Raw genomic sequence first — 23074 nt, forward strand, 5'->3', positions numbered from 1 at the left:
GTGCGGGTGCCCCGTGACACCCGCACGGCCCGGGCCGGCGATCGGGCTACAGGTTGCCGCGGCGGGCCTGCTCCCGCTCGATCGCCTCGAACAGGGCCTTGAAGTTGCCCTTGCCGAAGCCCATCGAGCCGTGGCGCTCGATGATCTCGAAGAAGACCGTCGGGCGGTCCTGGACCGGCTTGGTGAAGATCTGCAGCAGGTAGCCGTCCTCGTCGCGGTCGGCGAGGATCTTCAGCTCGCGCAGGGTGTCGATCGGGACGCGGGTCTCGCCGACCCACTCCCCCAGCGTGTCGTAGTAGGAGTCGGGCGTGTTCAGGAACTCGACGCCGGCCGCGCGCATGGTGCGGACCGTCTGCACGATGTCGTTGGTGTTGAGCGCGATGTGCTGCACGCCCGCGCCGCCGTAGAACTCCAGGTACTCGTCGATCTGGGACTTCTTCTTGGCGATGGCCGGCTCGTTGATCGGGAACTTGACCTTGAGCGTGCCGTCGGCGACGACCTTCGACATCAGCGCGCTGTACTCGGTGGCGATGTCGTCGCCCACGAACTCCTTCATGTTCGTGAAGCCCATCACCTTGTTGTAGAAGCCGACCCACTCGTTCATCCGGCCGAGCTCGACGTTGCCGACGCAATGGTCGATCGCCTGGAACGTGCGCTGCGCGGGCGGCTCGACCATCGGCTCGACCGCCACATAGCCGGGCAGGTAGGGGCCGTCGTAGCCGGAGCGCTCGACGAGGGTGTGGCGGGTCTCGCCGTAGGTGGCGATGGCGGCGAGGACGACCGTGCCGTGCTCGTCCTTGCGCTCGTACGGCTCGGTGACCGAGCGGGCGCCGTGCTCGAGCGCGTAGGCATAGGCGGCGCGCGCGTCCGGCACCTCGATGGCGAGGTCGACGACGCCGTCGCCGTGTTCGGCCACGTGCCGGGCGAGGAAGCGGCCCCAGTCGCTCGCGGGCTTGATGACCGAGGTGAGGACGAAGCGGGCGGAGCCGTTCTCCAGGACGTACGCAGCGGTCTCGCGGTTGCCGTTCTCCGGTCCGGAGTAGGCGACCAGCTTCATGCCGAAGGCGGTGGAGTAGTAGTGCGCCGCCTGCTTGGCGTTGCCCACGGCGAAGACGACCGCGTCCATTCCCTTGACCGGGAAGGGGTCGGCCTGCCGGGCGGTGTCGGGAGTGTGGTGTGTGGTCTGCGTCATAGCCGCAGGGTCTCCCCGCTCGGCAAGGTGCGCAATAGTTTGCGTTTCCGCTGGGCAATCTGTTCAGCAGTACGGCCGTGCCATCGGCCTTTCTGTACAGGATGACCACCTCGGGAGGCTGCTGTGGCGATCGATCATCTGGACGGCCGGATCATCCTGCTGCTGGCCCGGGAGCCGCGGATCGGAGTGCTGGAGATGTCCCGGCGGCTGGGCGTGGCCCGGGGCACGGCGCAGGCCCGGCTGGACCGGCTTCAGTCGAACGGAGTCATCCGCGGCTTCGGTCCGGAGGTGGATCCGGCCGCGCTCGGCTACCCGGTCACGGCGTTCGCGACGCTCCAGATCCGGCAGGGCCAAGGAGCCGATGTACGGGCGCACTTGGCGACCGTGCCGGAGGTGCTGGAGCTGCACACCACCACCGGCAGCGGGGACATGATGTGCCGCCTCGTGGCCCGCTCCAACGCCGATCTTCAGCGTGTGATCGACCGGGTCGTCGGTTTTGATGGCATCGTCCGGGCCTCCACGGCGATCGTCATGGAGAACCCCGTTCCGCTGCGGATCATCCCGCTGGTGGAGCAGGCAGCGGAGGAGACCTGAGTCGTGGGGTGAGCGCGTGTGAACTTCTTGGAGTATCTGGGCAACCGGAAAGAGCAGCTGCTCACGGACGCCTACCAGCACGCGAGCGTCGTCTTCCAGTGCATGGTCGTGGCGACCCTGATCGGCGTGCTGATCGCCGTCGTCTCCTACAGCAGCGAGTGGGCCGGGAACCTCGCGACCACGACCACCGCCACCATCCTGACCGTCCCGGCGCTGGCCCTGATCGGTCTGCTCATCCCGATCGTGGGTCTCGGTGTGCCGCCCACGGTGATCGCCCTGACGCTGTACGGGCTGCTGCCGGTCGTCCGCAACGCGATCGTCGGCCTGCGCGGGGTCGATCCGTCGCTGGTGGACGCGGCCACGGGCATCGGGATGTCCCGGTCGGCCCGGCTGCTGCGGATCGAGCTGCCGCTGGCCTGGCCGCCGATCCTGACCGGGATCCGGGTCTCCACCCAAATGCTGATGGGCATCGCGGCCATCGCGGCGTACGCCTCCGGCCCCGGCCTCGGCAACGTCATCTTCCGCGGCCTCGCCTCGCTGGGCAGCGCGAACGCCCTCAACCAGGTCCTCGCGGGCACGCTCGGCATCATCGTCCTGGCGCTGCTGTTCGACGCCGCGTACGTCCTGATCGGACGGCTGACCATTCCCAGGGGGATCCGTGCCTGAGTCCGGCGACCACGGGGCCTCCATCGAGCTGGAGAGCCTGACCAAGCGGTTCAACGGCAGTGCGCAGCCGGCCGTGGACAACGTGAGCATGGAGATCAAGGCGGGCGAGGTCGTCGTCTTCGTCGGCCCCTCGGGCTGCGGTAAGTCGACCACGCTCAAGATGATCAACAGGTTGATCGAGCCGACCGGCGGCCGGATCCGCATCGGCGGTGAGGACGTCACCGACATGGACCCGGTCAAGCTGCGCCGCAAGGTCGGCTACGCGATCCAGTCGGCCGGCCTCTTCCCGCACATGACGGTCGCGCAGAACATCGCCGTCGTGCCGAAGATGATCGGCTGGCCGAAGGCACGGATCAAGGAGCGCACCGAGGAGCTCCTCGACCTCGTCGGCCTCGACCCCGGCGAGTTCCACGGCCGCTACCCGCGCCAGCTCTCCGGCGGTCAGCAGCAGCGCGTGGGCGTGGCCCGGGCCCTCGCCGCCGATCCCCCGGTGCTGCTGATGGACGAGCCGTTCGGGGCGGTGGACCCGATCACCCGTGACCATCTCCAGGACGAGCTGATCCGGCTGCAGCACGAGCTGCACAAGACGATCGTCTTCGTCACCCACGACTTCGACGAGGCGATCAAGATCGGCGACCGGATCGCCGTCCTGCGCGAACGCTCCCACATCGCCCAGTTCGACACTCCGGAGGCCATCCTCACCAACCCGGCGGACGACTTCGTGTCGGGGTTCGTGGGCGCCGGGGCGGCGCTGAAGCGGCTGAACCTGACCCGCGTACGGGACGTGGAGGTCACCGACTATCCGACCGTCACGATCGACGACCCGTTGCAGCAGATCTTCAACCGGCTGCGGGCCGGGGGCACCAACGAGGTCCTGCTGCTCGACCGGCGCGGCCGGCCCTACAAGTGGCTGAGGCGCGGCGACCTGATGCGGGCGCGGGGCTCGCTGGCCCGGGCCGGGACGCTGGTGCACGACACGGTCACCCGGGACGCGACCCTGCGGGACGCGCTGGAGGCGGTGCTCACCGACAACGCGGGGCGGGTGGCGGTGACCGGGCGGCGCGGCGAGTACACGGGCGTCGTCGACATGGAGACCCTCATCAACTCCGTGCACGACCTGCTGGAGGCCGACCGGCTCGACGCGCTGGAGCACCAGCACGAGCTGGAGTCGCTGCGGGCCTCGCAGACGCACGCCGAGCAGGAGGGCGGCGGCGTCGCGGGCGTGGGCGGCTTCGGCGGGGAGCGGACGGGGTGACCGCGCCCGAGGTGAAAGACGTTCCGTCCGGGCCGGAGGCCGAGGAGAAGGCCGAGGCACCCCGGACACCACCGGCCCCCCGGCCCCCGCGCATCAGCTGGCAGAAGCTGACCGTCCTGCCCACCGCCCTGGTGGCCGTGCTGCTCGCCACCTGGCTCTGGTTCCTCCAGGCCGACCTGGACGCGCTCTCCCGGAACGCCCTGTCGGGCGGCCAGGTCTCCAAGGCCCTGTGGCAGCACATCCAGCTCACCGCGATCTCCACGTTCTTCGTGCTGATCATCGCGATCCCGCTGGGCATCCTGCTGACCCGCGGGGCGTTCAGCAGGGCCACCCCGGTGGCGATGGCGTTCGCCAACATGGGCCAGGCGACCCCGGCGATCGGCCTGCTGGCGCTCCTCGTCATCTGGCTGGGCATCGGCCGCAGGGCCGCCCTGATCGGCATGATCATCTACGCCATTCTGCCGGTGCTGTCGAACACGATCACCGGCCTGAAGGCGAACGACCCGACCCTGCTGGAGGCGGCGCGCGGCATCGGCATGTCCCCGCTGGGCGTGCTGCGCCGGGTCGAACTGCCACTGGCCGTCCCGCTGATCCTCGCGGGTGTCCGTACGGCCCTGGTCCTGAACGTCGGTACGGCGACCCTGGCGGTCTTCGGCGGGGGCGGCGGCCTGGGCGTACTGATCACGACCGGGATCACCAACCAGCGGATGCCGGTGCTGGTGCTGGGCTCGATCCTCACGGTCGCGCTGGCACTGCTGGTGGACTGGCTGGCGTCGATCGCGGAGTTGTTGCTGCGGCCGCGGGGGTTGCAGTCGTGAGGACGTGGGTGGGGGCGGTGGTGCTGGTGATGACGGTGTCCGGCTGTGGGCTGACCAGCGGGTCTCCCATGACCGATGACGTGAAGCCGGGCTCGATCGGCCGGGGTGAGCCGCTGAAGGGGGCGCAGCTGACGGTGACGTCGAAGTCGTTCACCGAGCAGCTGATCCTCGGCTCGATCATGGGCATCGCGTTCGAGGCGGCCGGGGCGGAGGTGATCGACCGCACCGGCATCCAGGGCTCCATCGGCAGCCGCGAGGCCGTCCGCAAGGGCGACGCGGACGCCGGGTACGAGTACACGGGCACGGCCTGGATCACGTACCTGGGCAACAGCAAGCCCATCCCCGACCCGCGCGAGCAGTGGGAGGCGGTGCGCGAGGACGACGCCCGCAACGGGGTGACCTGGCTGCAGCCGGCGGAACTCAACAACACCTACGCGCTGGCGATGAACCAGGAGAACGCGAAGAAGTACGGCACGAAGACCCTGTCGGACGTGGCGAAGCTGGCGAAGTCCGACCCCGGTGCGGCGTCGCTGTGCGTGGAGGTCGAGTTCGCCAACCGGGCGGACGGGCTGCCGGGCATGCAGAGGGCGTACGGCATGGACGTACCGGCCCGGGACATCACGCAGATGGACACCGGGATCATCTACACCCAGGCGGCGAAGGGGAGTTGCATCTACGGCGAGGTGTACACCACCGACGGGCGCATCAACTCGATGAACCTCGCCGTGATGGACGACGACAAGAAGTTCTTCCCCAACTACAACGCCGCCCCGATGATCAACACGAAGACGTTGAAGGAGTGGCCGGTGATCGCGGAGGTGCTTGATCCGGTCACGGCGAAGCTGGACAACGCGGTGGCGCGGAAGCTGAACGCGAAGGTGGATGTGGATGGGGAGGATCCGCATCAGGTGGCGCTGGATTGGATGGTGGAGGAGGGGTTCGTCAGGGAGGGGTGATCAGAGAGAGTTGCAAAGAAACCCTTGCAAGGATTCCTTTGCAAGGATAGCTTTGCATCATGCCCGAACCCCAGAACCCTCAGGTGCGGCAACTCGACGCCCGCTCCCTACGCGGCCTCGCACACCCCCTGCGCATGCAGTTGCTGGACGCCCTCCGTTTCGGCGGACCCGCCACCGCCTCCCAACTGGCCGACAAGCTGGGCGAGTCCAGCGGAGCCACCAGCTACCACCTGCGCCAACTCGCGGAGTACGGCTTCGTCGAGGACGCCCCCGAGCGGGGCAAGGGACGCGAGCGATGGTGGCAGGCGGTCCACCACGGCCTGCGCTTCGACGACGCCCTGCTCAACGACTCGGACCCGGCCGTACGCGGGGCGGCGGACCTGTACCTCCACGAGGTCGCCACCACGCAGACCCGGGAGCTGTCGACCTGGCTGGGCAACCGTGACTCATGGCCCGCGGAGTGGAGCGACGACGTCTGGGACATGAGCAGCGCCACGCTGCGACTGACGCCCGAGCTGACGCGGGAGCTCGTCGGGAAGATGCACACGCTGATCGAGTCCTACCGCGACCGCGCGACCGCCGAGGACGCTCCTGGCGCCGAGCAGGTCCGCTTCCACACCCACGCGTTCCCGATCAGGACGGACTGAGATGCACCCCGACATCCACCTCGCCCTGCACCACGCCCGCGCCGCCGAACTCCGAGCCGAGGCCGGAGCCCCGGGCCCCGTCAGGGCCAGACACACTCACAACCTCCGCGCCCGCCTCGGCTGGACCCTCGTAGAGGTCGGATTACGGCTCGCCACCCGCCCGGGGACGGTCGCTGCCTAGCAGCTCGGCACCGAACCCTTCCCCGTCTCCAGGGCCACCAGGGAACTCACCGTGCTCTTCAGCGTGGTCACCGGAATCAGCCGAAGGCCCTTCGGCAGCTCGGCGCGCGCATCCCCGCACTCCGCCTTCGGGACCAGGAACACGCTCGCGCCGTCACGCCGCGCGGCCTGCGTCTTGAGGGCGACACCCCCCACCGCACCGATCGTGCCGTCCGCGGCGATCGTGCCCGTACCGGCGATGACACGGCCGCCCGTGAGATCCCCGCCGCTGCCGTCGCCGTCGAGCTTGTCGATGATCCCCAGGGAGAACAGCAGCCCCGCACTGGGCCCGCCCACGTCGGCGAGCTTCAGGCTCACCTCGACGTCCTTGGCGTTCAGGCCGAGGTAGCCCAGCGCGGCCTGCGTCGCCGCGTCCTGGGACTCCTTCATCTGCTCCTCGTTGTGCCGCTCGATCTCCTTGACGCTGTCCCCGTCCGGATAGACGGCGTCACGCGGCATGACCGCCTGGTCGGTGCGGAACCAGCTGTCGATGACGTCGGGGAGCGAGACGCGGGTGTCCGGGGAGGTCGCCTCGATGGTCGTCATACGCAGTTGCCCGCGGGTGTCCCGGGCCGGTGCGCCCGAGATGGTGATCACCTCGGCGCCCTTGTTGTCCCCGAGCACGTTCGCCGTCATCCCCGGCTGCGCCACCGAGAACGGCAGCGGCGCGAACACCGCCGTGGCGAACAGGGCGGCGACGGGCAGGGCACAGACGGCGATGGCCCGGGGGCGCGTGAGACGAGAGAACACGGGATCAATCTAACTCGGGGGTGGGATCCGGCCCGGATCAGGTCGTCCGGACCCAGCCCGGGGACAGGGCAGAGGTCAGCGCAGCGCCTCCGCGACCTCCCGCGCCGCCTCGACGACCCGCTCCCCCACCCGCTCCGGCACCACGTCCGCCAGCATCACCACACCCACACTGCCCTCGACGCCCGTCACGCCCAGCAGCGGCGCCGCCGCCCCGCACGCGCCCGCCTCCAGCTCCCCGTGCGTGAGGATGTAGCCCGGGTCCGCCATCGGATGCTGCCGGGCCGCGAGGATCGCCTTGCCTGCGGCGCCCCGGTCCAGGGGATGCCGGAACCCGGCACGGTAGGCGACGTGATAATCGGTCCAGGTCGGCTCCACCACCGCCACGGCGAGCGCGTCCGCCCCGTCGACCAGGGTCAGGTGCGCCGTAGCGCCGATGTCCTCGGCCAGCGACCGCAGCGCCGGCATCGCGGCCTCCCGGACCAGTGGATGGACCTGCCGCCCCAGACCGAGCACGCCGAGCCCGACGCGGGCACGTCCGCCCAGGTCACGGCGTATGAGCGCGTGCTGTTCCAGCGTGGCGAGCAACCGGTACACCACGGTCCGGTTCACGCCCAGCCGGAGGGAGAGCTCGGTCACGGTCAGCCCGTGATCCGTGTCGGCGAGCAGCTTGAGGACACGCAGTCCCCGGTCGAGCGTCTGGGAGGTCTCCGCGGTCACGACGCCCACTCCTTAGTGGTGAGGTCGGCGGCCCTCTGGCGGCTGGTGCGTCACCGAGTCCCGTCGGCAACGCGCTTCAGAGGCCGCCGATCGGCCGGCGGCCCGGCCAGTCCGGACCGCGTCGCTTCACGGCTGCGCTCCGCGGCGGCGCTGCCACGGGGCGTGCGTAGCCGGACAGTAGCGAAGGCGGTTCGCTGAGCGGAAGGCTCCGTCCAGAATCCGGGCACGGGCCGGGTGCAACTGGCTGCGTTTGCCCTCATACGCGCGCGGGGAGCCTCGCTGCGCCCCACGGATCACACACGACACCCACACATCCGGAATCTGGCGTGGCAAAGCCGGCGAGGGGCGTCACTTCATCCGGGTCGCCCACTCCTGCACCTTGGCGATCCGCTGCCGAAGCTGCCCCGCCGTCGCCTCCGCCGCCGGAGGCCCCCCGCACACACGCCGCAGCTCGGTGTGGATCACCCCGTGCGGCTTGCCGCTCTGATGGACGTACGCGCCGACCAGCCCGTTGAGCTGCCGCCGCAGCTCCATCATCTCCTTGTGGGAGACCACCGGCCGCCGCTCGGCGGGCATTTCGAGCAGGTCGGCCTCCTCGTCCGGCTTCTTGCGGCTGTGCGCGATCTGCCGGGCCTGCCGCTTCTGGAGCAGCAGCTGGACCTGGTCGGGCTCGAGCAGCCCCGGGATCCCGAGGTAGTCCTGCTCCTCCTCGCTTCCCGGGTGGGCCTGCATGCCGAACTCGGCGCCGTTGTACATGACCCGGTCGAAGACGGCCTCGGACTCCAGCGCCTCGAAGGAGAACTGCTCCTGCTCGCCGGTGTCCTCGTCCTGCTCCCTGTTCGCCTCGTCCATCTCCTTCTCGGACTCGGCGTAGGGGTCCTCTTCCCCCTGCTTCTTGGGCTTGTCGAGGACGTGGTCACGCTCGCGCTCCATCTCGTTGGCGAAGGAGAGCAGGTCGGGCACGGTCGGCAGGAACACGGAGGCCGTCTCGCCGCGCCGCCGGGACCGCACGAAACGGCCCACGGCCTGTGCGAAGAAGAGAGGCGTCGAGATGGTGGTGGCGTACACGCCCACCGCGAGCCGCGGCACGTCCACACCCTCGGACACCATCCGCACCGCGACCATCCACCGGTCGGTGCTCGCACTGAAGTCGTCGATGTTCTTCGAGGCGCCGGTGTCGTCGGAGAGTACGACGGTGGCCTTGCTGCCGGTGATCTCGCGGATCAGCTTGGCGTAGGCGCGGGCGGAGTCCTGGTCCGCGGCGATGACGAGCGCACCGGCGTCCGGGATGGCCTTGCGCACCTCGGTCAGCCGCTGGTCGGCGGCGCGCAGCACGGAGGGCATCCACTCGCCGCGCGGATCGAGGGCCGTACGCCAGGCCTGGCTGATGGCGTCCTTGGTCATCGGCTCGCCCAGCCGCGCCGCGATCTCGTCGCCGGCCTTGGTGCGCCAGCGCATGTTGCCGCTGTAGGAGAGGAAGATGACGGGCCGCACGACGTTGTCGGCGAGCGCGTTGCCGTAGCCGTAGGTGTAGTCGGCGGCGGACCGCCTGATCCCGTCGTTCCCCTCCTCGTACGTCACGAAGGGGATGGGGTTGGTGTCGGACCGGAAGGGCGTACCGGTCAGGGCGAGCCGGCGGGTGGCGGGCTCGAAGGCCTCGAGGCAGGCCTCGCCCCACGACTTGCTGTCACCGGCGTGGTGGATCTCGTCGAGGATGACGAGGGTCTTGCGCTGCTCGACCCGGTTCCGGTGCAGCATCGGCCGCACACCGACACCGGCGTACGTCACGGCGATCCCGTGGTAGTCCTTGCCGAGCGGACCCGCGCTGTACTCGGGATCCAGCTTGATGCCGATCCGCGCGGCCGCCTCCGCCCACTGCTTCTTCAGGTGCTCGGTGGGCGCGACGACGGTGACCTGCTGGACGACATGGTGGTGCAGCATCCAGGACGCCAGCGTCAGCGCGAAGGTCGTCTTGCCGGCGCCGGGGGTGGCGACCGCCAGGAAGTCCCGCGGCTGCTCCTGGATGTACTTCTCCATCGCGCCCTCCTGCCAGGCGCGCAGCTTGCTGGCGGTACCCCAGGGGGCGCGGCCGGGGAACGCCGGGGACAGGTGGTGCGAGGCAGAACTGGTGCCGGCGGTGGTAGTCACGGTCTCCGTAAGGGGGTCGGGCGGCTCGTCCGAGCGAGCCAAACGGCTCGGCTACGTATGACAACCGGGCCACCCTACCGGCGGCCCGGCCCCGTCAACGCGCGGACAAGCCCGGACCACCCACGGGTGGGATCCACGTCACAGCCCCCTCAACCGCCCCGCGATCACGGAGATGTCGCTCTCGTCCCCGGAGGCCACATCGATGACCAGGGCGTACGCGGTGTCCTGGTCGCAGCCCGTGAGGTCGACTCCGTTGACACCGAGGAACGTCGCGGCGGCCAGCCAGGCCGTGCGCTTGTTCCCGTCGACGAGGGGATGGTTCGTCGCGAGGGCGTGCAGCAGCGCGGCGGCCTGCTCGTGCAGATCCTCGTAGGCGGCCGTACCGAACATCCGGGCACGCGGGCGGTGCACGGCGGAAACGAACAGCCCGGCCTCCCGCACCTCGGGGGCGGGCCCGTCGCCTCGCCCGCCGAACGCGATGTCCTCGGGGAGACGGCCGGGAACCGGCGAACGCCCTACGACCCGCCCAGTACTGAACACCCCACGTCCGACCCCGTACTCACCACTCGGGAGCCGGTACTCACCGCTCCCGCAGCCGCGTCGTCACCCAGGCCCCCACCAACGCCACCCCCGCCATCGGCAGGAACACCGCGGCGAAGGCGGCCGGATGTGAGCCGGAGGTGTGCGCGGCCGTGTGGCTCACCGTGCCTCCGCCGAGGGCGGCGAAGGCGGCTCCCCCGGCGGACAGGAGGACGACGTTGGAGAGGCCGTCGGAGATCTGCAGGGCGGCGGAGTTGGAGCCGGCTTCCGCCGGGGCGGAGAGCTGGAGCAGGAGCACGCTCGTGGAGGAGATGACCAGCCCCATGCCGAGGCAGCCGAAGGCCCAGGCGACGGCCAGGGTCCACACGGGCACGGAGTCGATCAGCACGCTCGGCGCCGTGGCGATGGCCGCCGCCACCAGCAGCATCCCGACGGTCGTCAACCGCTCCCGGTACGACTCGAACCGCGACCGCGACTGCACCCACGAGCCCAGCGCCCACGTCCCACCGCCCGCGGCGAGCGAGAACCCGGCCAGCGTCGGACTGAGCCCGCGCTGGGTCACCAGCATCAGCGGCACGAAGGACTCCGCGGCGATGAAGGACCCCGCGGCGACACCGCGCAGCAGCACGACCGACGGCAGTCCGCGGGCGGCCCGGTACGTCCCCTTCGGCAACAGCCCGAGCACGGCAGGGACCAGCAGGGCCACGCCCACGGCGCCGGGCAGGAGGGAGAAGGGGCGCAGGTCCTGGGCGGCGTACTGGAGCAGCCCCGCGCCGAGGGAGATGGCCAGGGCGAGACGAATACGCCGACGGTCGAAGGACTTCGGGACCGCCTCACCGACCGGACCGGCAGCCCGGCGCCGTATCTGCGGCAGCGCGAGCGCCAGGGGGAGGACGACGAGCACCGGAATCCCGACGAACACCCATCGCCAGCCGAGCTGTTCCGTCACCGTGCCGGCGGCGAGCGGACCGACGATCGACGGCACGACCCAGCTCGCCGCGAACGCCGCCATGATCGCCGGCCGCAGCCGCTCCGGATAGGCCCGCCCGACGACGACGTACAGCGCGACGATCACCAGCCCGCCACCGAGCCCCTGCACGGCCCGCCCCAGGATGAACAGCCACATCACCCCGGCCGTCCCCGACAGCAGCAGCCCGGCCCCGAAGGAGGAGATGCCGACGGCCAACGGCCCGAGGGGCCCACGCCGGTCGGACCACTGCCCGGCGAGCACCATCCCGAACAGACTGGTCGTGAAGTACCCGGAGAACGCGAACGCGTAGAGCGACACCCCGTCCAGCTCCCGCGCCGCGACGGGCATCGCCGTACCGACGGCCGTCGCCTCGAACGCGATGAGCAGCACGACGGAGACGATCCCGACGCTCAACGCCCGATAGGCCCGCCCCAGCACGGTCTCATCCGCCCCGGCGACCGAGGGAGACTCGGTGGCGTCTACGACATCTGCGATATCTGCGTCACTCGGCTTGGGGACGGTCATGCCCGCCAGCGTAAGTTCCACACACCACGTTGACCCCTGTCGCGAGACGGTGAACCACCCCGACCTTGGTCGTACGCCCCTGGCCGGAGACCCCCTCTGTGAACGCCGTATGGCAGTCCCGTTGCAGCACACCCGATGCCCTTGAGCACCGCTTCCCCACCGGCCTACTGTCATGACATCGAGTTGGAACACGGCCGGTGCCGATCAGTTCCTCCTCGCCCCGGCCGTGTGCCCGAGTGGTTCAGGGGCTCGCCTGCAAAGCGAGTTACGTGGGTTCGAATCCCGCCACGGCCTCCACAGCATCAACCGGCGTCCGGAAGCGGCTCCTGGGCCGCTTCCTCGTCTGCCTTTCGCCATGCCCGGCGGGCGTTCTCCGTGCGTACGGCGTCCAGCCATCGCCAGAGGCCGATCTCCTCGAGTCTCAGGCCGGGACAGGCGATCCGGTGCGGTACACGGCACACAGCGCCGGGCGTGGGCTCGTCTGCGCGGCTGTTCCATGCCGCTCCGTTGGAGTCCACGTACCAGCGGTGCCAGGCGGGCACCATGTGTGCCGGCACCGGCATGTCCGGTTCGAGGAGGACGTGCCAGCCGTAGTAGGTGACACGCCGATCACCGACGAGCCCGCAGTTGGGGCAGACGGGTGGGCTGGGTGGCTCGGGCCCGGTGGCGCCTTCCATCGCGGCCTGGGCCCGGTCGGTCTTCTCCCACGGCTGCGGCACGCCCGGTGGCGCCTGCCGATGTCCGTCGAGGTCGGGTAACGGGATGATGCTCGGCTCAGCTGTATCCCCCATGAATCGAGCATCAGGGGGTGTTCAGGACCGGGGTAGGGCGCAATCAGGGCGCAACGGGAGCAGTCGGGTGGGGCAGGGAGCAGGTCACCGCTCCGCTCCCCCCGTCCCGCGGTTGACCCTGACGCACGGGCAACCCCCCCACCCTGATCCGCATGACTCCCACAAACGACAGCACCACGCCGCACCTCACCGTTCAGCACGACGGCGTCACCATCCCGGTGTCCCGTGGTGGCCGGGGAAGGCCCCTGGTTCTGTGCCCGGGGCTGAACTGCACACAGGCCGACCTGTATGAGCTGATCGGTCTGCTGCGGCGCGATCATGATGTCGTGGCCTTCGATCTTCGGGGGCACGGCCTCTCCTCCGCCGCCGAGCGGTACTCCTTCGACGCGTTTCTGGGTGATCTCCGTGCCGTGATGAGGGAACTCGAGCTTCCGTCGGCGCCCCTGCTCGTGGGGTACTCCCTGGGCGCGGATCTGGCCGTGCACTACGCGGCCGAGTGCCCGGACACCGTCGCCGGGCTTGTGCTCGTCGACGGGGCGAATCCGCTGCCCGAGCCGTTCATCACCGACGTCGACCTCGCGGAGTTCCGGGAGATGGCACGGCACACAGTCAGGCGGAGCGAGGGCAGTGAGCGTGCGCGTCAGGTATCGCTCAGCGCCGAGGAAGTCTTCGAGCTGGGGCTTGAGATGGATGTGGTTCGGGCCGGGATTCTCGAGCGGTATCGGAGGGTTGATGGAAGCGTGCGCATGATCATGTCCCGCGCGATCGCCGGCCGCGGCGGCGCGGGGCGTGCGCCGCGGCACAACCGGCTCTGGCGGGCCGGCGTCGAGCGGCTCGTCCGGGAGCGGGCGAACGTCTCCGTCTCCTGGCTCGACGCCGACCACCGGCTGGTCTTCACCCACGCACCGGACATCGCCGAGATCGTCCGGAGCGCACATCAGCCGGTCGGCGGGCCGGCCTCCTGAGCCAGACTGGGCGCATGCTGACGATCGGCGAGCTCGCGGCCTACGCCGGAGTGACCGTGCGCGCCGTGCGGCACTATCACGCCAAGGGACTGCTGCCGGAGCCCGAGCGGGATGGCTCCGGCTATCGGCGGTACGACGCCGGGGCCGTGGTGGAGCTGATCAGGATCCGGACTCTCGCCGAGGCCGGGGTTCCGCTGGCGCGTGTGCGGGAGTTGCTCCAGGCCGGTGAGGAGGAGTTCGCCTCGGCCGTCGCGGACATCGACGGGCGGCTGGAAACGGAGATCAGGGAGCGGCAGCGGCACCGCGCGCGGATCGCCCGCCTCGCCTCGGGAGACAGTCTGGCGCTGCCCCCTGAGGTGGTCGGGTTCCTCGACCGGCTGCGGGCGCTCGGCGTCGACGAGCGGATCGTCCAGGCCGAGCGCGATGGCTGGATCCCGCTGGTCGCGCGCTCGCCCGAGCGGGTGCCGGAGTGGATCGCGCGCAAGCGGGAGCAGATCGCCGATCCGGAGTTCGTCGACTTCTACTTGGCCTTGAGTGCGGCTCTCGGGTGGAGGGACGGTGATCCTCGGCTGGTCGAACTGGCCGACCGGGTGGCCGCCTACGTCACGAAGCTGGCCGAGGAGCGGGGCGCGGAGTACGTCGGCGACCCGGGCGGCATCGAGCCGGGGCTCTCCGAGTTGATGGACGCGTTCGTTTTCGACACGGTGCCGTCCGCCCGTCGGCTCATCGAGCTGCTGAGGCAGCGGGGCTGGGCCGGCTGGACCACACTCCAGCGCGTGAACCCGGCGCCTACAGCACCCCACCCGCCTCATCCTGAAACGCATCCGTCCAGTAATGCCGCCCCGACCTGCCCGCCATGACCCCCGTAGGGTCGACCGCCGACAGGACCTGGAGCATCGTCATGGCCAACTGGTCGTACGTGTCGGTCGTCAGCTCATGGTCCGACTGGGAGTCGATCGCGCGCTCGCGGTGCAGGAGCCAGAGGGTGAAGGCGAGGGTCGAGACGTCCGTGTTCAGCGGGTACAGCGTCGCCTCGGGCTCGCTCCAGTTCAGGACCGCGCCCGTCTCGCCGTCGACGACCAGGCTGTTGCCGTCGACCAAGCAGCCGAGCCGTAGCAAGTGGTGTGCACGGGGAGGGAGTTGCGTCGGTCTGTCCGCGTCCCTGTCCGTGTAGTACTCGGCCAGCGTCGCCAGGGGTACGTCCGTGTCCAGGGAGAAGACATGGGCGTCCTCGGGCAGGCCCACCTCGCGCAGGAAACGGCGGGTCGGCTCGTGTGTGAGCGTCGCGGGGAAGTCGACGTCCTCGAAGCGGGCCACCTTGCCGGGGCCGAACTCCTGGTCCAGCAGGCGGTGCGGGAGGTCCAGGGACAGGCCGGATGCGCCGCCGCGGCCCGCCACGAGGGAGAGCGGGCGGATCAGGGCCGCCATCTTCCAGAAGGGGGCCGGCTCGCCGTCCGTGCCGTCCCGGAACACCGCTAGGAGGTGCTGGGACGCCTGTGCCACCGCCTTCGGGCCGTAGCGGCCCGCGTAGGAGGCGAACTGGCCTCGCAGGCCCGCCAGTTCGTCCGTCGCCTCGGCGAACCGCACCAGGGTCCGCAGCGAGGGGGCCAGGGGGCGGCGGTCCATCAGGTCGGGGCGATCGTGCAGGAAGGACGTCGTCGAGATCTCGCCCGTCGCACCGTCCAGCAGGACCGACTCCGTCTCCAGGCCTCCGGGGCCCAGCAGTCCGCCTATCACCAACTGCTCGCGCAGCTCCGCCGACAGCCGGTCCGCCGGATCGCCCGTCGAGTCCCCCACCGTGCGCAGGCCCGCGCGGCGCAGCTCCGCGAAGCTCAGCACGCCGTTCTCGGAGGGCAGTCCGGGGCCGGTCAGCCAGTGCCGCGTCGACGCGTGCGTCACCCACGGGTCCAGCTCGGACTCGGTCAGCGTGATCACCGCGGAACCGGCGTCGGTCATACTCATGGGCTCCCCCGAATGTGCTTGCTCACCGTCCCCTGGCGGAGCACGGCAGACCGCCCGGCCAGGCCCGGCAGCCGTCCCCCACTGCCCAGAACACTACGCCTCACCACTGACAACGCCCCGGAACAGCGACGCGCCCAGCGACTTCATGTCCGGCGGGTACGCCTCCACCTCACCAGACGCTCGGACGACCCTCGCACGTTCCCTTCCCGCGAGAATCGCCCCGCCGAGAACGACCCCCGCCAGGAGGGCGGACGTCAGGACCGTTCGGTGACCACCGCGGCCTGGGGGCGGATCGGCAGCCGGTTCACGGGGCGGCCGGTGGCGGCCCGTACGGCGGACGCGACGGCCGCCGGGGACGTCACCACCGGCACCGCGCTGACCGCCTTCGCGCCGAAGGGGGCGATCACGTCCCGTTCCTCGACCAGCTTGACGATGCGGATGTCCGGCGCGTCGAGGGCCGTCGGGAGGGCGTAACCGGTCAGGTCCGGGTGGCGGATCAGGCCGCGCGGGGTGCGCAGGTTCTCGGTCAGTGCGATACCCACGCCCTGGGTCACACCCGCCTCGATGCGGGCGGTCAGCTGGGCCGGGTTCAGGATCCGCCCCACGTCCTGGGCGACGGCCAGTTCCACGACACGGACGGAACCGATCTCGATGTCGACGTCCACCACCGCGCGGATCGCGCAGAAGGACATGCCGACGAAGGCGTCACCCTGCCCGGCCTCGTTCAGCGGCTCGGTCGGGTGCGGGCGGCACTGGGCGGTGGCCCACAGTTCCTTGCCGTCCAGCGCCTCGGTGACGGTCGTCGAGAGGACTCCGTCGTACGACGTGATCTTGCCGTCGTTGATCTGGAGCAGCTCCGTGGACATGCCGAACTTGTGGGCGAGCGGCTGGAGGAGCTGCGTACGGACCATCTTGGCCGCGCGCTCCACCGCACCGCCCGACACCCAGGTGTGCCGGCCGTGGCAGGCCGCGCCCGCCGTGGGCTGGTCGGTGTCGACCGGAGCCACGTGCACCTCGTCGACGCCGAGCGTCTCTTGGACGATCTGCCGGGCCAGGGTCGTGAAGCCCTGGCCGGTCTCGACGGCCGCGCACAGGACCGTCGCGACCCCGTCCTGGACCTTGACGGTCGCCGTGGAGACCTCGTCCGCGCCCTCCGCGCCGAGCATGTGCACCATGCCCACGCCGTAGCCCACGCCCCGGCGCACCGCGCCCGGTTCGCCCGCGCCCTCGGGGCCGCCGGGCAGCAGCCACTCGTCCTCGGGGGTGTCCTTGGGCAGCGGCGGCAGCGGGAAGTCCCGTACGGCCTGGAGCAGTTCGGCGACCGGGGCCGGGCAGGTCACCGTCTGGCCGGTCGGGAGAACGTCGCCCGTCGCCATGGCGTTGCGCAGCCGCACCTCGGCCGGGTCGATGCCGAGCTTCTTGGCGATCTTGTCCATCTGCGCCTCGTAGGCGGCGCAGACCTGCATGGCCCCTTCGCCGCGTACGTGGCCCGAGGGGGGGTTGTTGGTGCGTACGGCCCAGCCCTCGATGAAGGCGTTCGGGACGACGTACGGGCCGCAGGCGAAGCCGACCGCGGCGGCGAGGGCCTCGGCGGAGCTGTCGGCGTAGGCGCCCGCGTCGAGCAGGATCTGCGCCTCGACCTTCACGAGTGTGCCCTCGGCGTCCGCGTGGTGGCGGTAGCGCAGGAGGGTGGGGTGACGGTGGGCGTGGCCGAGGAACGACTCCTCGCGCGTGGCCGTGAGCTTCACGGGGCAGCCGGTCCGCAGCGCCAGCAGGCCGAGCGGGAGCTGGAAGCCCTGGTCCTCGCGGTCGGCCGTGGCGCCGGGGACGCCGGTGACGACGACCTTGACGCGCTCGGGCTCCAGGCCGAAGGCGGCGGCGGCCGCGTCCCGGTCGGCGTGCGGGTCGGTGGAGGCGAGGTACAGCTCCACGCCGCCGTCCGGGCGCGGTACGGCCAGGCCCGCCTCGGCGCCGATGGGCGCGGGGTCCTGGCGGCCGATGCGGTACTGGCCCTCGACGACGATCTCGCCGGCCGCGTCCGGGTCGCCGTGGTGCAGCGGGATGTGCCGGATCAGGTTGCCGTCGGGGTGCAGGGGCTCGGCCTCGAAGGCGTGCTCCGGGTCGGTCACCGGGTCGAGCACCTCGTACTCGACGATGACGGCGGCGGCGGCCATGCGCGCGGTGTCCGGGTGGTCGGCGGCGACGGCGGCGATGGGCTCGCCGTGGTGGCGTACGACCTCGGAGGCGAAGACCGGGCGGTCGGCCGTGCGGCGGCCGTGGAACGGGCTGCCGGGGATGTCCTCGTGGGTGACGACGGCGCGCACGCCGGGCATCTCGCTCGCGTGGGAGGTGTCGATCGACACGATGCGCGCGTGCGGGTGCGGTGAGCGCAGCACGGCCGCCCACAGCAGTCCCTCGGCCCACAGGTCGGCGGCGTAGGGGAAGGTGCCCTCCGTCTTGGCACGGGCGTCCGCGGCCGGGAGGGACACGCCGAGGCCGTGCGGCAGCGCTTCGGGGGCGGGGCCGGCCTCCGCGGCCTGCGCGGTGGCTGCTTCGTTGCTCACGCGGGGCCTCCGTCCTGGCCGTAGGGCTGGTCGTGCGGGTCCGGGGAATGCGCGTCAGGTGAATGCGCGTCCTGGGCGTGCGCCTCCGGAGGCGATCCGAAGGCCGACGGATGGACACCGCCGGCGCCCGGGCCCGCCTGGCGCGGGATACGGGCCTCGTCGGTGTCGCCCGCGGCGGGCGCGGCGTGTGTCTCGCGTTCGGCGACGACGTCCTTCACGGCGTCGACCACGCCCCGGTAGCCGGAGCAGCGGCACAGGTTGCCGCAGAGCGCCTGGCGAGTCTCCAGTTCGGTGGGCGCCGGGTTGCCCTCCAGGAGGTCGTGCAGGGTCATCGCCATGCCCGGTACGCAGAAGCCGCACTGCACGGCGCCGCAGCGCGCGAGCGCCCGCTGTACGTCGGAGGGCTGCCCGTCCTCGGCCAGTCCCTCGACGGTGCGGACCTCACTGCCGGCGGCGGTCACGGCCGGGACCAGGCAGGACGCGACGAGCCGCCCGTCGACCTGGACGTTGCACGCCCCGCACTCGCCCTGCGAGCAGCCGTCCTTGGCGCCGGCGAGCCCTAGCCGCTCGCGCAGCACGTACAGCAGGGACTCGCCGATCCACGCGTCGGTGACGGGGCGGTCGGTGCCGTTGACGCGCAGGACGAAGGAGGCGAGGGGGTGTTCCTCCTGCGGGAGGGTGGGTGCGTCCGGGGCGCCGGAGGGGTCCTGCGGTGCCGGGTCGTCCGGGGGCTCGCTGTCGGCGGCCTCCGGTCCGGTGTCCGCGTCCGCCATGGCGGGGAGGGGCACGGCGACCGGCTCGGCGGGGCTGCCAGCGCCCTCTGCGGCGCCCGGGACGTCCTCGGCGGGACCGTCGGCCTCACCGGCCCCAGGAACGGACTGTGAGGCGTCCTGGACGGCCTCCGTGGGCGCGGCGTGTTCGGCGTGTTCGGCGTGTGCCTCGTACGGCTGGGCGGGCGCGGAGGGCGCGGGGTGCTCGTCCGGGTGCCCGGCGGGGCCGGACGGTTCCGGGGCGTGCTCCGCGCCGTGCTCGACCCCGTGATCGACTCGATGGTCGGCGAAGCCCGACGACTCCGGCCCGTGGCCGGCGAAGCCGGACTGCTCCGGCGCATGACCGAGCCCCCCGGGTCGAGGTGCGTGGCCGCTGCCCGGCGTCCGGTGCGTCGGGTCCGTCTCCTGCGGCAGGGGTCCGGCAGGCGGCTGCTCCGGGGCGTGTGCGCTCTGGTCCGGTGCGTACGCGGAAGGCGGTCCGGCGAGCCCCTGCCGCCCGTGGCCCTGCTCGTGTTCCTGCGGGTAGCCCGGCCCGGCCTGCTCCTGCCCCGGCGCGTCCTGCGGGACCTGCTGCCCCCACGGCTCGCCCGGCGCCTGTGTCGCCCACGGCGCGGACGCGCCGCCCGGGAGCGTGGCCGGCGGGTTGCCGCCCCACTGCTCGACCAGCGAGGACGTGGTGAACTCGCCCGACTCGTCCGGAAGGTCGCCCCCGGCGACGGGGATGGACCACTGCCCGGTCACGTCATGGCCGGGCGCGGGCTCCGCCGCCGCGGCCTCCTCGAAGTTCCACTGCCCGGTGGCTCCCGGGTTGTACGTGAACCGGTCGTCCGCGCCGTGCCGGCCCGCCCCGGAGTCGGAGCCGTACGGCGCACCGGAGCCGTATGACGCGTCGGATGCGTACGGCGTGTCGGATCCGTACGGCTGCTCCGCGACCTCGTGGCCCTGCTGCTGGTGTGCCGCGTGCGGGTCGTGCCACTGGGCACCGTCGACGGGCGCGCCGGGCACCGGCCACGCGCCCGTGGCGGCCGGGTCGGTTCCGGCGGTCGCGGCGGGGTCGACCGTTATCTGCGGCGGTACGTAACCGTGGCCGGGCGCGGCAAGGGGGCTGTCGGCGGCCAGCAGGGCGTCGATGCCCCCCTCGGGGAGTTCGACGAAGGCGGTGGCGCCGTCGTCGTACTCGCCCTGGGGCAGCGGGTCCCAGCGACTGCCGCCCCGGGGCGTGCCCTGTCCGTGCTGGTCGTCGCTCACGACAGCGCCCTCCCCAGTGCTCGTCGGGCCAGCGCGGCGACGGTGCGCCGCAGGTGCAGTACGGCGGGCGGAAGCTGCGGTACGGAGCCGTCCTCGGCCTGGGCCGCGTCGGGGATGCAGGCCGCGGCGACGTACTCGCCGAAGGCGTTCAGCGCCTCCGGCACGATCGCGCGGTTGTTGTCCCAGTCGATGAGCCGGCCCACCCACTCCTCGGCCTGGAGGGGCCGCAGCGCCATCGGCGCTATGGCGCCCACCGCGCAGCGCACACCCCGGCGCGCGGGGTCCAGGACCAGGGCCACGGACGCCACGGCGCGCCCGGGGCCGGTACGGCCGGTCGCCTTCAGGAAGACCTGTGGGGCGTGCAGCAGCGGCACGCGCACGTAGCCGATGAGTTCGCCGGCGCGCAGCATGTCCATCCCGGCCAGCAGGTGCGACACCGGGATCTCGCGGCGGGCTCCGGCCGGGCCCGCGATGATCAGTGTCGCCTCGAGGGCGGCCAGGACCGGCAGCGCGTCACCGGTGGGGGCGGCCGAGGCGATGTTGCCGCCCAGGGTGCCCGCGTTGCGGATGTGCGGCGGGCCCGCGGCGCGCGCGGCGGCGGCGAGCGCCGGGATCAGGGCCGCGAAGTCGGGGCGTCCCATGCGCGCGTGTGTGAGGCCCGCGCCGAGCAGCGCGTGACCGTCCTGGTACTGCCAGCCGCGGATCTCGCTGATCCGGCCGAGTCCCACCAGCGCGGCGGGCCTGAGCTGCCCGGAGTTGACGGAGGCCATCAGGTCGGTGCCGCCCGCGACGGGCACGGCGGCGGGCACGGCGGTGAGTGCCGCGACGGCCTCGTCCAGCGTCGTGGGCAGCGTGACGGCCTGCGCCGCCTGCGGTGCGTGCGTGGTCAAACCGGCTGCCCCTTCCCGCTGCCCCACCTGGTCCCACCTGTGCTGCCGTACGGTACGTGCTGACAGGGCGGACGTGGCAACTCTGGCACATCTTGGCGAGAGCCGAAGACACGGGTCCGCTAGGAGGCATTCGCCCACCTCATCGGGGAGATGGTCCGTTTTCGCACGGGTTCAGCAGTGCGTGCCGATTGGCACTTTCGGTGACCCTTGTGCGCATTTTCCGTGGCCTGTTCGAGCTGTTCGGTAGCCGCGAGCGGGTCCTACCGGTGGGGCGGCGGGCCGTCGATCGGGCGCCCCAGCACTCCGGGGCGCCGCTGCCAGGGCAGCGGTCCGGCGGGGGGCCGGTAGGCGACGCCCAGGGCGTCGAGCCGCCGGTAGTGGGCGGTCATCCGGTGCTCGAAGCCGGCGAAGTCCCGTTCCTCCGGGGCGGGCAGGGCGCTCCAGGCGACCTCGGCGAAGGCCGCGAGCCGGGGGAACGCCTGGTAGTCCACGCGCGCGTGGTCCTCCATCACCTCGGTCCACAGGTTGGCCTGGGTGCCCAGCACGTGCCGGGCCTCCTCGGGCGTCAGCTCCGGCGGCACGGGCTCGAACCGGTAGACGTCCTCCAGGGTGCGCACCCACCCGATCGGTACAGGCTCGTCGGGGCCCGGGTCCTGACGGTGGTCCAGATACACCTGCTGCTCGGGGCACATGACGACGTCGTGGCCGGCCCGCGCGGCGGCGATGCCTCCGGCGTAGCCGCGCCAGGAGGAGACGGCCGCGCCCTTCGCCAGGCCGCCCTCCAGGATCTCGTCCCAGCCGATCAGCCGGCGCCCGCGCGCGGAGAGCCACGCGTCGAAGTGCCCGACGAACCAGGACTGGAGCTCGTCCTCGTCCGCGAGCCCGAGTTCCCTGATGCGCGCCTGGGCGGTCTCCGACCGCTGCCACTGCTCCTTGGGGCATTCGTCACCGCCGATGTGGACGAACTCCGACGGGAACAGCTCGAGGACTTCCTCGAAGACGCCCTCGTAGAAGCGCAGGGTGTTGTCAGTGGGGGCGAGTACGTTCGGGTTGATTCCCCAGGTGTCCCAGACGGAGAGGCTGTCGGTGGCGATGACGTCGGTGTTGCCGAGTTCCGGGTACGCGGCGATGGCGGCCTGCGAGTGGCCGGGTACGTCGATTTCGGGGACGACGGTGATATGCCGCTCGGCGGCGTAGGCGACGATCTCCCGGATGTCGTCCCGGGTGTAGTAGCCGCCGTGCGGCTTCTCCTCCCACAGCGGCGAGGCGCGGTGGCCGGTTTTGGTACGGGCCCGCCAGGAGCCGATCTCCGTCAGGCGCGGATGCCGCTCGATCTCGATGCGCCAGCCCTGGTCGTCCGTCAGATGGAAGTGGAAGACGTTGAGTTTGTGCGCCGCCATCAGATCGAGGTAACGCAGGACGCCTTCCTTGGGCATGAAGTGCCGGGCGACGTCGAGCATCAGGCCGCGCCAGCGGAATCGGGGCGCGTCCTCGATCGTGAGGTGCGGCACGGCCCAGAGGCGGTCGCGGCCGAGCGGGGCCCTGCGGTACGCGTCGGGGCCGAGGAGCTGCCGCAGCGTCTGGGCGCCCCAGAAGGCACCGGCCGCGCTTCCGCCCTCGATGAGGATGCCGCTGGAGTCGCTGACGAGGCGGTACTCCTCGGGGCCGAGTCCGGGGTCGAGCCGGAGCCCGATGCCGTCGCCGCCGGGGTCGTCGGGGTCCCGCCCCTCGTGGAGGGGCAGGCCGGTGGCCTGCCGGAGGGCGGTGCGCAGCCAGTGACCGACGCCCTCCGTCCCGGTGCCGGCGCGGAGCCGGGAGTGCGCCGTCAGCCGCACCTCGCCGGAGCCGGTGACGACGCCGCGGGGTGCAGGAATCAGATCGCTCACG

General features: G+C 71.6%; 21 protein-coding genes and 1 tRNA gene. 10 read left to right on the forward strand and 12 right to left on the reverse strand.

What is annotated here, in order from left to right; translation table 11 throughout:
• Positions 1–46 precede the first annotated feature (46 nt).
• Positions 47–1192 carry a 4-hydroxyphenylpyruvate dioxygenase gene (gene hppD / locus ACFTZL_RS10990; protein ID WP_382580318.1) on the reverse strand — a complete coding sequence of 382 codons (1146 nt, stop codon included), beginning with the start codon at positions 1190–1192 and terminating at the stop codon, positions 47–49.
• A gap of 123 nt (positions 1193–1315) precedes the next feature.
• Here hppD and ACFTZL_RS10995 point away from each other — a divergent pair, with 123 nt between their 5' ends.
• The 7 genes from ACFTZL_RS10995 to ACFTZL_RS11025 are packed head-to-tail and all read left to right on the forward strand — an operon-like array spanning position 1316 to position 6309.
• A complete protein-coding gene (locus ACFTZL_RS10995) occupies positions 1316–1786 on the forward strand; it encodes an Lrp/AsnC family transcriptional regulator (RefSeq protein ID WP_382580320.1) in 471 nt (156 codons plus the stop codon).
• Positions 1787–1804: 18 nt separating this feature from the next.
• The gene (locus ACFTZL_RS11000; protein ID WP_382580322.1) at positions 1805–2452 is read left to right on the forward strand and encodes an ABC transporter permease; all 648 of its coding nucleotides are present in this window, start codon (positions 1805–1807) and stop codon (positions 2450–2452) included.
• On the forward strand, positions 2445–3707 hold the full coding sequence (locus ACFTZL_RS11005) for a betaine/proline/choline family ABC transporter ATP-binding protein (protein ID WP_382580324.1): 1263 nt from the start codon (positions 2445–2447) through the stop codon (positions 3705–3707). Before ACFTZL_RS11000 ends, ACFTZL_RS11005 begins: the two co-directional genes overlap by 8 nt.
• A complete protein-coding gene (locus ACFTZL_RS11010) occupies positions 3704–4525 on the forward strand; it encodes an ABC transporter permease (protein WP_382580326.1) in 822 nt (273 codons plus the stop codon). Before ACFTZL_RS11005 ends, ACFTZL_RS11010 begins: the two co-directional genes overlap by 4 nt.
• Before the next feature lie 29 nt (positions 4526–4554).
• Positions 4555–5481, forward strand: a complete 927-nt coding sequence (locus ACFTZL_RS11015) for a glycine betaine ABC transporter substrate-binding protein (RefSeq protein ID WP_382580362.1) — start codon at positions 4555–4557, stop codon at positions 5479–5481.
• A gap of 59 nt (positions 5482–5540) precedes the next feature.
• Positions 5541–6128 carry an ArsR/SmtB family transcription factor gene (locus tag ACFTZL_RS11020; RefSeq protein WP_382580328.1) on the forward strand — a complete coding sequence of 196 codons (588 nt, stop codon included), beginning with the start codon at positions 5541–5543 and terminating at the stop codon, positions 6126–6128.
• A gap of 1 nt (position 6129) precedes the next feature.
• Positions 6130–6309 (forward strand): hypothetical protein, encoded by a 180-nt coding sequence (locus ACFTZL_RS11025; RefSeq protein ID WP_382580330.1) that lies wholly within the window; start codon positions 6130–6132, stop codon positions 6307–6309.
• Here the strand turns inward: ACFTZL_RS11025 and ACFTZL_RS11030 are convergent.
• The 5 genes from ACFTZL_RS11030 to ACFTZL_RS11050 form a co-directional block, all read right to left on the reverse strand.
• The gene (locus tag ACFTZL_RS11030) at positions 6306–7097 is read right to left on the reverse strand and encodes a S16 family serine protease (protein WP_382580332.1); all 792 of its coding nucleotides are present in this window, start codon (positions 7095–7097) and stop codon (positions 6306–6308) included. The two genes, ACFTZL_RS11025 and ACFTZL_RS11030, sit on opposite strands and share 4 nt — an antisense overlap.
• A 75-nt stretch (positions 7098–7172) precedes the next feature.
• Positions 7173–7814 carry an IclR family transcriptional regulator gene (locus tag ACFTZL_RS11035; RefSeq protein WP_382580334.1) on the reverse strand — a complete coding sequence of 214 codons (642 nt, stop codon included), beginning with the start codon at positions 7812–7814 and terminating at the stop codon, positions 7173–7175.
• A gap of 348 nt (positions 7815–8162) precedes the next feature.
• Entirely contained in the window at positions 8163–9962 is a 1800-nt protein-coding gene (locus ACFTZL_RS11040; protein WP_382580335.1) for a DEAD/DEAH box helicase, read from the reverse strand.
• Between the two features lie 138 nt (positions 9963–10100).
• The gene (locus tag ACFTZL_RS11045) at positions 10101–10502 is read right to left on the reverse strand and encodes a type II toxin-antitoxin system death-on-curing family toxin (RefSeq protein WP_382580337.1); all 402 of its coding nucleotides are present in this window, start codon (positions 10500–10502) and stop codon (positions 10101–10103) included.
• 40 nt (positions 10503–10542) lie between these two features.
• A complete protein-coding gene (locus ACFTZL_RS11050; protein WP_382580339.1) occupies positions 10543–11997 on the reverse strand; it encodes an MFS transporter in 1455 nt (484 codons plus the stop codon).
• Positions 11998–12219: 222 nt separating this feature from the next.
• On the opposite strand from ACFTZL_RS11050, the gene ACFTZL_RS11055 reads away from it, so the two are divergent.
• A tRNA-Cys gene (locus tag ACFTZL_RS11055) sits at positions 12220–12294 on the forward strand.
• Positions 12295–12299: 5 nt separating this feature from the next.
• Here ACFTZL_RS11055 and ACFTZL_RS11060 read toward each other — a convergent pair.
• Positions 12300–12788: a DUF6083 domain-containing protein gene (locus ACFTZL_RS11060; protein WP_382580341.1), complete on the reverse strand. Its 489-nt coding sequence runs from the start codon at positions 12786–12788 to the stop codon at positions 12300–12302.
• Positions 12789–12940: 152 nt separating this feature from the next.
• Here ACFTZL_RS11060 and ACFTZL_RS11065 point away from each other — a divergent pair, with 152 nt between their 5' ends.
• Together ACFTZL_RS11065 and ACFTZL_RS11070 are read left to right on the forward strand one after the other, a co-directional pair.
• Positions 12941–13753 (forward strand): alpha/beta fold hydrolase, encoded by an 813-nt coding sequence (locus tag ACFTZL_RS11065; protein ID WP_382580343.1) that lies wholly within the window; start codon positions 12941–12943, stop codon positions 13751–13753.
• Positions 13754–13767: 14 nt separating this feature from the next.
• Positions 13768–14613: a MerR family transcriptional regulator gene (locus tag ACFTZL_RS11070; protein ID WP_382580345.1), complete on the forward strand. Its 846-nt coding sequence runs from the start codon at positions 13768–13770 to the stop codon at positions 14611–14613.
• Here the strand turns inward: ACFTZL_RS11070 and ACFTZL_RS11075 are convergent.
• The 5 genes from ACFTZL_RS11075 to ACFTZL_RS11095 all read right to left on the reverse strand — a co-directional run bounded on the left by ACFTZL_RS11075 (position 14543) and on the right by ACFTZL_RS11095 (position 23073).
• Positions 14543–15715, reverse strand: coding sequence for an SUKH-4 family immunity protein (locus tag ACFTZL_RS11075; RefSeq protein WP_382580346.1), 1173 nt, complete (start codon positions 15713–15715; stop codon positions 14543–14545). The two genes, ACFTZL_RS11070 and ACFTZL_RS11075, sit on opposite strands and share 71 nt — an antisense overlap.
• A 254-nt stretch (positions 15716–15969) precedes the next feature.
• The gene (locus ACFTZL_RS11080; RefSeq protein ID WP_382580348.1) at positions 15970–18279 is read right to left on the reverse strand and encodes a xanthine dehydrogenase family protein molybdopterin-binding subunit; all 2310 of its coding nucleotides are present in this window, start codon (positions 18277–18279) and stop codon (positions 15970–15972) included.
• Entirely contained in the window at positions 18276–20297 is a 2022-nt protein-coding gene (locus tag ACFTZL_RS11085; protein ID WP_382580350.1) for a 2Fe-2S iron-sulfur cluster-binding protein, read from the reverse strand. Before ACFTZL_RS11085 ends, ACFTZL_RS11080 begins: the two co-directional genes overlap by 4 nt.
• Entirely contained in the window at positions 20294–21187 is an 894-nt protein-coding gene (locus ACFTZL_RS11090; RefSeq protein WP_382580352.1) for an FAD binding domain-containing protein, read from the reverse strand. The genes ACFTZL_RS11085 and ACFTZL_RS11090 overlap by 4 nt, the downstream gene beginning before the upstream one ends.
• Positions 21188–21447: 260 nt before the next feature.
• Positions 21448–23073 carry a beta-N-acetylhexosaminidase gene (locus ACFTZL_RS11095; protein ID WP_382580354.1) on the reverse strand — a complete coding sequence of 542 codons (1626 nt, stop codon included), beginning with the start codon at positions 23071–23073 and terminating at the stop codon, positions 21448–21450.
• Position 23074 lies beyond the last annotated feature (1 nt).

The organism is Streptomyces sp. NPDC056948, from assembly GCF_042674225.1.
In the GTDB taxonomy this organism is placed as follows: Bacteria; Actinomycetota; Actinomycetes; order Streptomycetales; family Streptomycetaceae; genus Streptomyces; species Streptomyces purpurascens.

Coding starts and splice junctions, on each gene's coding strand:
- hppD (WP_382580318.1), bottom strand. CDS start 1,192: ATGACGCAGACCACACACCACACTCCCGACACCGCCCGGCAGGCCGAC.
- ACFTZL_RS11015 (WP_382580362.1), top strand. CDS start 4,555: ATGACGGTGTCCGGCTGTGGGCTGACCAGCGGGTCTCCCATGACCGAT.
- ACFTZL_RS11020 (WP_382580328.1), top strand. CDS start 5,541: ATGCCCGAACCCCAGAACCCTCAGGTGCGGCAACTCGACGCCCGCTCC.
- ACFTZL_RS11025 (WP_382580330.1), top strand. CDS start 6,130: ATGCACCCCGACATCCACCTCGCCCTGCACCACGCCCGCGCCGCCGAA.
- ACFTZL_RS11050 (WP_382580339.1), bottom strand. CDS start 11,997: ATGACCGTCCCCAAGCCGAGTGACGCAGATATCGCAGATGTCGTAGAC.
- ACFTZL_RS11060 (WP_382580341.1), bottom strand. CDS start 12,788: ATGGGGGATACAGCTGAGCCGAGCATCATCCCGTTACCCGACCTCGAC.
- ACFTZL_RS11065 (WP_382580343.1), top strand. CDS start 12,941: ATGACTCCCACAAACGACAGCACCACGCCGCACCTCACCGTTCAGCAC.
- ACFTZL_RS11070 (WP_382580345.1), top strand. CDS start 13,768: ATGCTGACGATCGGCGAGCTCGCGGCCTACGCCGGAGTGACCGTGCGC.
- ACFTZL_RS11075 (WP_382580346.1), bottom strand. CDS start 15,715: ATGAGTATGACCGACGCCGGTTCCGCGGTGATCACGCTGACCGAGTCC.